The organism is Pseudomonas sp. FW306-02-D09B, from assembly GCF_058782685.1.
Map to the genome: position 1 here is coordinate 846,079 of NZ_JBYSXY010000001.1, position 11,284 is coordinate 857,362.

Consider the following 11,284-nt stretch of genomic DNA (forward strand, 5'->3'; position numbering starts at 1 on the left):
ATGACGTTGGCCTAACGTCCCGGTCCTCGGCCTCTGTGCTGACATGCACCACCGACCAGGAACTCCTGTCCGACGCCACGTATCAAAAAACATAAGGCCGGTCATTCAGGTCTCATGCATACGGAGGACTCGCCATGCGACGTATATTCCTCATTCCTTTGCTGGTGCTGCTTTGCCTGCCCTTTGGTTCGGCCATGGCCCACAGGCGCCATATGCCCGACATTGATGCGCGCGATGTGGCGACGTCGGCAGGGATTTCCTTGTCGCTGTACTCGACACTCAGAGACGACAAAATCGTCACGCCAGCCCGCGAAGACCTCACCAGCTTCGTCGCGAGCGGCGGCGCCATTCGCGACGCCAATCTGGAGTCGATGTTGATGCAGGCTCGACACGATCATCCTGGCCTCAAGGCCAGTGACGAAGAGCTGGCCCAGGCGCTGCTCGTTCAACCCGAGGCACCCGCTGATCACTAGAGATACGGTGAAGTGTCGAGTCGATCCCTCCTGCAAGGGATCGACGGCACGACCGCGAGTCGGCATCGTCGTTGCACTCGCAGGCCGGTCAAAATCATCCCCCAATTTAATGGTCAGGTAATACATCCCCGGCTAAACTCGCATCCATGAAACGCTACCTGCGATTTTGCCTCATCTTCCTGATCAGCCTGGCGCTTCCCCTCAGCGGGATGGCGGGCGTTCAGGCGTCCACCGAGCCTTGCCCGATGAAAACCATGGGCATGGCGATGATGGATGGCATGGGGCAAGACTGCTGCCACGACATGAAAAGCCCCGTCGAACACGGTAAGCCCTGCAAGCCAGGCCAGGAATGCAAGACGGGCGGTATGCTGCAAGTCTCGATCATCAAGCCTCCTGTTACCTTGTTCAGCCCTGTTGCACTGTCCTTCTCCAGCGATTTCCTGCCAGTACAAACCCCTTCAGGGGTGTGGCGACCGCCCCGCGTTTGATTCCTGTACCACGTTGAGCCTCATTCCGCTTTAGCGGGATGGCATACCTGCGCGCATGCCTTGTGACGCGCGCAGTGGATCATCACAGGAATCGTAAACATGAACTCCAAGTGCTATTGCACAGGTTGGGCCCTCGTGGCCGGCCTGGCGGCAAGCGTACTGGCATTGCCGAGCCTCGCCGCCCCACTGACGTTCGATGAAGCGTTGCGGCTGGCCGAAAACAATGCCCCGTCACTGACAGCCCAAGCGGCCAAACTCCAGGCCGCAAGCAGCGCCGCCATACCCGCCGGCGAACTGCCTGACCCGAAATTAAAGCTCGGCGTGCAGAACTATCCCATTGGTGGCCCTGACCGCTGGAGCATTAACCAAGACTCCATGACCATGCAGATGGTCGGGGTCATGCAGGAAGTGCCCAACCGCGACAAACGCAAAGCCCGTATTGAAGTGGCCGATGCGGCCGTTGACCGAGCAGCGGCCGAAGCACGTATCGAGCGCCTGAACGTTCGTCAGGCCACAGCGCTGGCCTGGATCAGCAGCTACTCCGTCGAACGCAAAGAGGCATTGTTCCAGGACTTTTACAAAGAAAATCGCCTGTTGACCGACACTGTTCGGGCGCAGATAGCCGGTGGCCGCGCCCAACCAGCCGACGCGGTGACACCCAAACAGGAGGCAGCTCAATTAGCGGATCAACAGGACGACCTGGCCCGCCTGCGTGCTCAAGCCCGAGCGGCACTCAAACGCTGGGTTGGGCCGGCCGCCAATGACCCACTCTCCGGCAGCTTGCCGCAATGGCCCGTCGAGACCTCTGGCTACACCCATAAACTGCAACATCACCCCGCACTGGCGGCCTTCGAACCAATGACCCGCGAAGCGGAGGCCAAAGTCCGTGAAGCCGAGGCGGAAAAACAATCCGACTGGAGCTGGGAGCTCGATTACCAACACCGTGACCGTCAGTTCGGCGACATGGTCAGCGTGCAGTTCTCGTTCGACCTGCCACTGTTCCCCAGCTCTCGACAAAATCCGAAGATCGCGGCCAAACACGCTGAGCTGAACCAGTTGGAGGCTGAGCGTGAAGCCACGGTGCGCGAGCATACCGAGCAATTGGAGGAGAGCCTGGCCGAATACGAGCGCCTGAATCGTGCCGCGCGCCGCAGCCAGGAAAGTCTGGTGCCTCTGGCCAAGGAAAAGGTCGGACTGACCATGGCCAGCTACCGCGCCGGTAAAGGTGACTTGGCGGCAGTCATCGCAGCCCGACGTGAACTCATCGAAGCTCGCCTCAAACAGATCGATGTCGAAGAGCAGCGAGCCCTGAGCAACGCACGCTTGTATTTCAATTACGGGGAAACCGGCCAATGAGCACTCGAATCTGGAAAGGCGCTTTATTGACTGGCTTGTCGGTCGCCCTGGGCGTTGCCGGCGGTTACTGGTTTGCTCAACAGCGCATGAGCGCAATGTCCGGTGCAGCGGCCGAACCAAGTCCCGCGACGCAAGACGAACGCAAGCCCCTGTATTGGTACGACCCGATGTACCCACAGCAGAAGTTCGACAAACCAGGCCAATCACCTTTCATGGACATGCAACTGGTGCCCCAATATGCCGATGCCGCTACTGACAGCGCAGCCATCCGCGTTGATCCCGGTCTGACCCAGAATCTCGGGCTGCGTCTGGCGACGGTGACCCGTGGCGTCCTTACTTCCAGCGTGGACGTTGTCGGTACGCTGGCATTCAACGAGCGAGATGTCGCCGTGATCCAGGCGCGGACTGCCGGTTTTGTCGAGCGGGTTTATGCCCGTGCTCCCGGCGATGTGCTCAAGGCCAACGCGCCATTGGCGGACATTCTGGTACCGGAGTGGGCCGCAGCTCAGGAAGAATTCCTGGCCCTCAAGCGTAACGGCGATGTCGACTTACTGGCCGCAGCACGCCAACGGCTGCGCCTCACCGGGATGCCGGCGACGCTGATTACTCAGGTCGAACGCAGTGGCAAAGTCCAGCCGAACCTGACGCTCACCAGCCCCATCGGTGGTGTCTTGCAAGCGCTGGATGTCCGTACGGGCATGACTGTGTCGGCTGGCGAGACACTGGCTCGCGTGAATGGCTTGAGCAGTGTCTGGCTAGCGGTGGCCGTTCCAGAGTCGGAGAGCGGATCGATCGTCGTCGGCCAGACGGTAGAAGCCCGCCTTCCAGCCTTTCCGGGGACGGTGCTCAATGGCACGGTCAGTGCGATTCTGCCCGAAACGAATATGGACAGCCGCACCGTTCGCGTACGCGTCGAGCTGCCCAACCCTGACGGGCGCCTCAGACCCGGATTGTCGGCGCAGGTGCGTCTGAACCAGACGACCGGGCAACCTGTGTTGTGGGTGCCGAGCGAGGCTGTTATCCGTACTGGCCGGCGCACGCTGGTGATGCTCGCCGAGGATGCAGGTCGCTACCGTCCGGTAGAGGTGCAACTCGGGCAGGACAACGACGGCAAGACGGCGGTATTGAAAGGCTTGCAAGAAGGTCAACAGGTGGTCAGCTCCGGACAGTTCCTGCTCGACTCCGAGGCCAGCCTCAAGGGCATCGTCGCCAGCCCCCTGGAAGCATCGCCACCTGCCACTGATGATGGCTTGCGCGTTGAGCATCTTGAAAAACTGGGGGGGCAGCCATGATCGCCGCCCTGATTCGCTGGTCGGTGGCCAACCGCTTCCTGGTGCTGCTGGCCACACTATTCGTCACCGCCTGGGGCGTCTGGTCGGTTCAAAGCACGCCGATCGATGCACTGCCGGACCTGTCGGATGTGCAAGTCATCATCCGTACGCCATATCCAGGACAAGCACCACAAATTGTCGAGAACCAGGTGACCTACCCATTGGCCACTACCATGCTCTCGGTACCGGGAGCGAAAACCGTGCGCGGCTATTCCTTTTTCGGTGACAGCTTCGTGTACGTGCTGTTCGAAGACGGTACCGATATGTATTGGGCGCGTTCGCGGGTGCTGGAGTATCTGAGCCAGATCCAAAGTCGCCTGCCCGCCAGCGCCAAACCGGCATTGGGGCCAGACGCGACAGGCGTCGGCTGGATTTTCCAGTACGCGCTGGTCGACCGCAGTGGCGGGCATGATCTGGCGCAATTACGCGCCCTGCAGGACTGGTTCCTCAAGTTCGAGCTCAAGACCCTGCCGAACGTTGCGGAAGTGGCGACCGTGGGCGGCATGGTCAAGCAGTATCAGGTGCAGCTCGATCCGCTGAAACTGGCCAGCCTCGGCATCACGCAGGCGCAGGTGACCGAGGCGATCGGCAAGGCCAATCAGGAAACCGGTGGGGCAGTGCTGGAGATGGCGGAAACCGAATTCATCGTGCGAGCGTCCGGCTATTTGAAGACACTCAATGATTTTCGGGCAATCCCGCTCAAGCTCGGTTCAGGTGGCGTGCCGGTGACATTGGGCGACGTCGCCACGATCCAGCTCGGGCCGGAGATGCGTCGCGGCATCACCGAACTCGACGGCGAAGGCGAGACCGTTGGCGGCGTGGTCATTCTGCGCAGCGGCAAAAACGCTCGCGAAACGATTGCGGCGGTCAAGACCAAACTCGATGAACTGAAAAGCAGCCTGCCGGCGGGCGTGGAAATCGTCACGACCTACGACCGCAGCAAGCTCATCGACCGTGCGGTGGCGAACCTCAGCCACAAGCTGATCGAGGAGTTCATCGTCGTCGCCTTGGTCTGCGGGGTCTTTCTCTGGCATTTGCGCTCCTCGTTGGTAGCGATCATCTCTCTGCCGGTTGGGGTGTTGATGGCCTTTATCGTCATGCGCTACCAAGGGATCAACGCCAACATCATGTCCCTGGGCGGGATTGCCATCGCCATTGGCGCGATGGTCGACGCCGCCGTGGTGATGATCGAGAACGCCCATAAAAAGGCCGAGGCCTGGCACAAAGCCCATCCAGGGGAAGTGCTCAAGGGCGAACATCACTGGCAGGTCATGACCGAAGCGGCGGCCGAGGTCGGGCCGGCGCTGTTCTTCTGCCTGTTGATCATCACTCTGTCGTTCATTCCGGTGTTCACCCTGGAGGCTCAGGAAGGTCGTTTGTTTGGTCCACTGGCCTTCACCAAAACCTACGCCATGGCGGCGGCAGCCGGATTGTCGGTGACCCTGGTACCGGTGCTGATGGGTTACTGGATTCGTGGGCGGATTCCCAATGAGCAACAGAACCCGCTGAACCGTTGGTTGATCAGGCTCTATCAGCCGGCACTGGATGCGGTGCTGCGTCGGCCAAAAATCACCCTGCTGGTCGCACTGCTGGTGTTTCTCAGCGCGGCATGGCCGATGTCCCGGTTGGGCGGCGAGTTCCTGCCACCGCTGGACGAGGGTGATCTGCTCTACATGCCTTCGGCGCTGCCAGGATTGTCGGCGCAGAAAGCCGCGCAATTGCTGCAACAGACCGACCGTCTGATCAAGACCGTCCCCGAGGTCGAACACGTCTTTGGTAAAGCCGGTCGCGCTGAAACCGCCACCGACCCGGCGCCGCTGGAGATGTTCGAAACCACCATCCAGTTCAAGCCGCATGAGCAATGGCGCCCCGGCATGACCCAGGAAAAGCTCGTGGAAGAATTGGACCGGGTGGTCCGAGTCCCTGGATTGACCAACATCTGGATACCGCCGATTCGTAACCGCATCGACATGCTGGCCACGGGTATCAAGAGCCCGATCGGGGTGAAGGTTGCCGGCACAAACCTGACGGAAATTGATGCCGTCACCCAGGCCGTCGAGCGTCTAGCCAAGGATGTACCCGGCGTGAGTTCTGCGCTGGCCGAGCGGCTGACCGGTGGCCGTTATATCGACGTGGATATCGACCGCAAAGCCGCTGCGCGCTACGGACTGAATATCGCCGATGTGCAGTCGATCGTGGCCGGCGCCATTGGCGGTGAAAACGTCGGGGAAACGATTGAAGGGCTCGCCCGCTTCCCGATCAACGTGCGTTATCCCCGTGAGTGGCGTGACTCGCTCGGTGCCTTGGAACAGTTGCCGATCTACACCCCACTGGGCAGTCAGATCACCCTCGGCATGGTTGCGAAGGTCAATGTCAGCGACGGCCCGCCGATGCTCAAGAGCGAGAACGCCCGACCCTCCGGCTGGGTGTACATCGACGTGCGCGGGCGGGATATCGCCTCGGTAGTCGCCGACTTGCGCCGGGCGGTCAGTGAACAGGTCAAGTTGCAGCCAGGCATGAGCCTGAGCTACTCAGGGCAGTTCGAGTTTCTCGAAAGGGCCAATGCCCGGCTCAAACTGGTGGTGCCGGCGACATTGCTGATTATTTTCGTGCTGCTCTATCTGACTTTCGCCCGCTTCGACGAGGCCTTGCTGATCATGGCCACCCTGCCCTTCGCCCTGACTGGCGGGGCATGGTTCCTCTACCTGCTGGGATTCAACCTGTCGGTGGCCACTGGCGTCGGCTTTATCGCACTGGCCGGTGTGTCTGCCGAGTTTGGCGTGATCATGCTGCTCTACCTGAAGAATGCCTGGGCCGAACGAGAAGATCTCGGCGACAGCACCGAACACGGTCTGGTCGCCGCGATTCGTGAAGGCGCGGTGCAGCGTGTCCGACCCAAGGCCATGACCGTGGCCGTCATCATTGCAGGCCTGTTACCGATCCTTCTGGGGAGCGGCACCGGTAGCGAAGTGATGAGCCGCATCGCCGCGCCGATGGTCGGTGGCATGGTCACAGCCCCCCTGCTTTCCCTGTTTGTCATTCCGGCAGCCTACCGCTTGATGCGCCGCCGGCACTTCCCCGTTGTATCCACTAACCCACAAGGAAAAATCGTATGAAACTGACCCTGATCGCCATCGCAAGCGCCGTTGCCGCACTGTCTCTTTCTGCTCAGGCCGAGGACATGCCGGGCATGAAAATGGACGGTATGGAAAGCATGCAGATGAAACAGCAAACCACGCAGGCCCCTACCGCCAACGCCGAGGGAACTGTCAAGGCGGTCGATACCGCCAAACAGACCGTGACCATCGCCCACGGCGCCGTTGCCACCTTGCAATGGCCACCTATGACTATGGCCTTCAAGGCTTCGCCGGAGCAGTTGGGTCAGGTGAAAGTCGGTGACCGGGTGGCGTTTCAGTTCAAGGCGCAGGGCACGGTTGCCACCCTCGTCGCTATCAGCATAAAGAAGTGAATGGGTAACGAGACGAAGCAGGGTCGATAACACCCGAACTGGAGGGAAATCCGACTGCGTGTACCGCCCCCTGCCAGGGGGCGGCTTGCAGGCAGTCCGCGCTCAATTCTGCGAAGCCCATTGAACACATTTGATCGCCAGAATAGTGGTCGGATCGACCAACGCGACAGTGTGCTCACGTATTTTGAAATCGTCGCAATGGCTCAAGACCAGCGGCAGTTCCGTGCATCCCAGAATCAGCACATCCGCCCCCAATTCACACAGATGCTCGGCGGCAAGCAGTAGCTGATCCTTGCAATGCCCGTCGACAAAACCTGCCTTGATCCCACGCCCGCCATAGATCGCATCCATCACCAGCCCCTGATAATCGAAGCCCGGAGTGATCAGTTGCAAACCGGCGAGCCGTGCAGCGTCATGATAGACCCGGCTCTGGATCGTGCCGGACGTGGCCAGCAGTCCAATTGTTTTGCCTGAACCATATTGCTCGGCGATAGCGCTTATGGTTTCGCTGAGCATGTTGATAATGGGAACCCGAAGGTAAGCCTGGATACGCTCGACGAACGCGTGCGCGGTATTGCACGGGATCGCTATGGCGTTTGCACCATAACTCTCAAGCCGTTTGCAGGCGGCATACATGGCCATGGTTGGATCGGCTTGATTGAACAACAGGTTCGCGGTCCGGTCCGGAATCTGCGGGTTCTGTTCGACGACCATCTTGATGTGTTCCTGGTCCCGGCCAGCCGGCGTATGCCTGACCACCTTGGCCATGAAGTCCACTGTCGCCGCCGGGCCTACGCCGCCCACGATGCCAAGCTTGAACGGTGGACGAGCCGTTTGGTTCTCTGGAAGGGTCGCCACCGCAGCGTATATTTCATTCACATCGAGCAGCTTCACCCCGCGGCGTTGCAGATCGGCACACACCAGCGAGAGCTCTGTCATCCCTGGGACGATCAGGCTCGCACCCTGGTTTTGCAGCGACAGGCAGGCCTGATGCACACGCTCCAACGGGACACCCTCAAGCTGTCCGTCCTTGATACCGTCGACACCGTACATCGCCTCCATCATCGCCGATTGATCCTGCTCAGTCGGATAGACCAGTTGGAAGTCAGCCCCAAGGTAGCGCTCAAATAACCCTGAGTGACGAACGTAGTCCGAGGCCAGAACCCCCAGCGTGCTGCCCGGATCTGCAACATGACGGATGTTCTCGCTCAGGGCCGCCATCATGTCCAGGATGGGAATGCCCAACTCCTCCTGGATCTCTTCCCGGAAGGTGTGGCTCGCAAAACAAGGCAACATGATCGCGTCCACCCCGCTCGCCTCAAACGATTGGCAGACTTGAAAGACATAGAACTTTCTGGAGGTCATGCTCGCGACCCTGTCCAGTGGTAACAGAATGTCCTTGAAGGGATGTTGCTCGAAGAGGAAGTGGTATCGACCTTGATCAGCCAGCACGGCTCTGGACTTGACCAGTTTGAAGAAAAGGTCGCCTCCCGCCAGGGAGCCAAGCCCGCCGACGATACCCAGTTTTCGGGTCAGGGCTGGCGTGTTTGTTCGTTGGGATCGGGTTTTCATCATGATGTTCACACGGCAACCGAGGAAGCGCTGGGTACTGTTGACGCCTGGATAGCCGGCGCTGCTGCATCAACCTCCTCGGCCGGTTCCGATTTCGCGACGACAGCCGTGGCGATGCTGTTACCGACGACATTGGTCGCCGTCCTGGCCATATCAAGGAACTGGTCGATACCGAGAATCAACAAAATGCCCGCTTCAGGAAGGTTGAACATCGGCAACGTTGCCGCCACCACCACAACCGAAGCTCTTGCGACACCGGCCATGCCTTTGCTCGTCACCATCAAGGTCAGCAATATCAGCAGTTGCTGGGTAAAGCTCAGCTCAACGTTATAGGCCTGGGCGATGAACATGATTGCAAACGCCTGGTACATCATCGAACCGTCGAGGTTGAACGAATACCCCAACGGCAGCACAAAGCTGGACACCCGTTTCGGAGCGCCGAACTTCTCCAGGGCTTCCATGGTTTTCGGGTAGGCCGATTCGCTACTCGCCGTGGAAAACGCCAAAAGGATCGGCTCCTTGATCAGCTTCCCCAAGGTAAAAACCGAACGACCGAGAAACAGATAACCTACGCCGAACAGCACCGCCCAGAGGATAGCGATACCCAGGTAGAACTCGGCGATCAGCTTGCTGTAGTCCAGCAACAAGCCAAGCCCTTCGGTGGTGATCGCGGACGCAATAGCGGCGAACACGCCGATGGGTGCAAAAGCCATGACATAGTCGGTGATCTTGAACATCACCTTGGCCAGCTCATCCACACTCTTGGTGATCTGGGTGAAACCTGCTTTTTTCACGGCAGCCAGGGCAAAACCGAAAAACAGCGAGAACACGACAATCTGCAAGATCTCGTTGTTGGCCATCGCCTCGGCAATGCTGCGCGGGAACACGTGACTGATAAACACCTTGAGACTGAAATCACCGGTGTTCACCGCCAACGGCGTGGCGCCCACCTGACTGGCTTGCAGATCAAGCCCGGCACCCGGCTGGAACACGTTCACCAGTAGCATGCCAATGAACAGTGAAACCACCGACGCGCTGATGAACCAGGCCATCGCCCGGGTGCCGATGCGCCCCACGGATCTCGAACTGCCCATACTGGCGATACCGCCAACCAGCGTCGCAAACACCAGTGGCGCGATGATCATTTTGATCATGCGAAGAAAGATGTCGGTGACCATCGAGAAGTAGGTAGCGATTTCTTTCGCAGACTTGGCGTCTGCTGCGAAATGGTGGCAAAGCCAGCCAACGAGCACGCCCAATGCGATGCCGTAGGCGATATGCCGAGGGAGTCTGTTGTTCTTCACGGTGTTTTCCTCAAGTCGTGTTATTGGTTTTTTGCTTGGCAGGAGAAAGGATCGAAATGCCCGGGTGCTCTGTTGCTGCGGGCGGCATGATCGATTCTATGAAGAGCGCGATAGGCAGATGATGAGTAATCGCCATATCCCGATGCGGTTTTGGAATAGTTTGTGAAATGTCGCGAATACCCGGTATCAGGGGCGTAGAATTTTGCGCAGCACAGCTGGAGGCGGCGTCATGCAAATCAAGTGGTTGGACGATCTATTGGCAATCGCCGAGTGCAAGAATTTCTCCCGGGCGGCCGAGATTCGATGCGTCACCCAATCGGCGTTGTCGAGACGGATTCGCTCATTGGAGGATTGGGTGGGTGTCGAACTGGTCGATCGGGGCACCTACCCGATTCAATTGACGCTGGCAGGCCGAACCTTTTGCGAACAAGGGCGCGAAGCCCTGGCTGCATTGCTTGAATTGCGTTCAGCGCTCAGGCAAGAGGAACGCATGCCTGGGCGTTCCATTCAGGTTACTGCCGGGCACAGCCTGTCGATGACCTTCCTGCCCAAATGGTTGACTCGCTTCCAACAGCACAACGCGCATTTCAACGCACGTGTGGTGGCGGCCAATATCCATGACGCGGTCATCGCACTGGCCGAGGGAAACTGCGATCTGATGATCGTCTACCATCACCCTCAAGCGCCGATCCTGCTGGATGTCGAAAAATTCGTCAGCCTGACCTTGGGGCACGACTCGTTCATCCCCCTCTGCGCCCCGAATCGTCGGGGTGAACCGCTGCACCGGCTGCCCGGAAATGCCGGAAAACCCGTCCCGCACCTGGCTTATACCACCACGACTTTTTTGGGGCGCGTTGCCGATATCGTCATCAAGAACGCCCCTGTTCCCTGCGTGCTTTCCCGTTGCTATGAAGCCGATATGGCGATGCTGCTCATGCGGATGGCAATCGAGGGCTACGGCGTGGCGTGGTTGCCCGAAAGTGCCGTGACGGAAGCACTGGAACGCGGGCAACTCGTCCGGGCCGGTGGCAACGAGTGGAGCGCTCAGCTGGAAATCCGCTCGTACTGTTCGAAAGCCAATCAAAATCCGACCATGCTGGAACTGTGGAAAACGCTGGAGAAAGCTTCACACCGTATCGCTGTCTAGCGTCAACGGGCCGTGACGACGTTCATTCGAGCGCATGCCACCAAACGCAGGCCGGACAGCCCCCTGCGCAATGCCACCTATACTCAATTTCACCTCCCCCCTCTCGGGGCCTGCACTGCCAACAATAAGTAGCAGAGGTGGAAC

General features: G+C 59.4%; 9 protein-coding genes. 7 read left to right on the plus strand and 2 right to left on the minus strand.

Annotated features, from left to right (window positions below; genetic code table 11):
* Positions 1–134 precede the first annotated feature (134 nt).
* The 6 genes from AC3WK5_RS03820 (at position 135) to AC3WK5_RS03845 (ending at position 7,117) form a co-directional block, all read left to right on the plus strand.
* Positions 135–473, plus strand: a complete 339-nt coding sequence (locus tag AC3WK5_RS03820; RefSeq protein ID WP_103314440.1) for a DUF2388 domain-containing protein — start codon at positions 135–137, stop codon at positions 471–473.
* Between the two features lie 146 nt (positions 474–619).
* Positions 620–961 carry a hypothetical protein gene (locus AC3WK5_RS03825; RefSeq protein ID WP_103314439.1) on the plus strand — a complete coding sequence of 114 codons (342 nt, stop codon included), beginning with the start codon at positions 620–622 and terminating at the stop codon, positions 959–961.
* A gap of 99 nt (positions 962–1,060) precedes the next feature.
* Positions 1,061–2,317: a TolC family protein gene (locus AC3WK5_RS03830; RefSeq protein ID WP_103314438.1), complete on the plus strand. Its 1,257-nt coding sequence runs from the start codon at positions 1,061–1,063 to the stop codon at positions 2,315–2,317.
* The gene (locus AC3WK5_RS03835) at positions 2,314–3,609 is read left to right on the plus strand and encodes an efflux RND transporter periplasmic adaptor subunit (RefSeq protein ID WP_103314437.1); all 1,296 of its coding nucleotides are present in this window, start codon (positions 2,314–2,316) and stop codon (positions 3,607–3,609) included. The genes AC3WK5_RS03830 and AC3WK5_RS03835 overlap by 4 nt, the downstream gene beginning before the upstream one ends.
* Positions 3,606–6,764 (plus strand): efflux RND transporter permease subunit, encoded by a 3,159-nt coding sequence (locus tag AC3WK5_RS03840; RefSeq protein WP_103314436.1) that lies wholly within the window; start codon positions 3,606–3,608, stop codon positions 6,762–6,764. The genes AC3WK5_RS03835 and AC3WK5_RS03840 overlap by 4 nt, the downstream gene beginning before the upstream one ends.
* Positions 6,761–7,117: a copper-binding protein gene (locus AC3WK5_RS03845; protein ID WP_103314435.1), complete on the plus strand. Its 357-nt coding sequence runs from the start codon at positions 6,761–6,763 to the stop codon at positions 7,115–7,117. Before AC3WK5_RS03840 ends, AC3WK5_RS03845 begins: the two co-directional genes overlap by 4 nt.
* 102 nt (positions 7,118–7,219) lie before the next feature.
* Here AC3WK5_RS03845 and cuyB read toward each other — a convergent pair whose 3' ends face one another.
* Together cuyB and AC3WK5_RS03855 are read right to left on the minus strand one after the other, a co-directional pair.
* Complete coding sequence (gene cuyB / locus AC3WK5_RS03850) at positions 7,220–8,692, minus strand: cysteate racemase (RefSeq protein WP_371919115.1); 1,473 nt, start codon at positions 8,690–8,692, stop codon at positions 7,220–7,222.
* A 5-nt stretch (positions 8,693–8,697) separates the two neighbouring features.
* Positions 8,698–9,993, minus strand: coding sequence for a dicarboxylate/amino acid:cation symporter (locus tag AC3WK5_RS03855; RefSeq protein WP_103314434.1), 1,296 nt, complete (start codon positions 9,991–9,993; stop codon positions 8,698–8,700).
* Between the two features lie 229 nt (positions 9,994–10,222).
* On the opposite strand from AC3WK5_RS03855, the gene AC3WK5_RS03860 reads away from it, so the two are divergent.
* Positions 10,223–11,140 carry a LysR substrate-binding domain-containing protein gene (locus AC3WK5_RS03860; RefSeq protein ID WP_103314433.1) on the plus strand — a complete coding sequence of 306 codons (918 nt, stop codon included), beginning with the start codon at positions 10,223–10,225 and terminating at the stop codon, positions 11,138–11,140.
* Positions 11,141–11,284 lie beyond the last annotated feature (144 nt).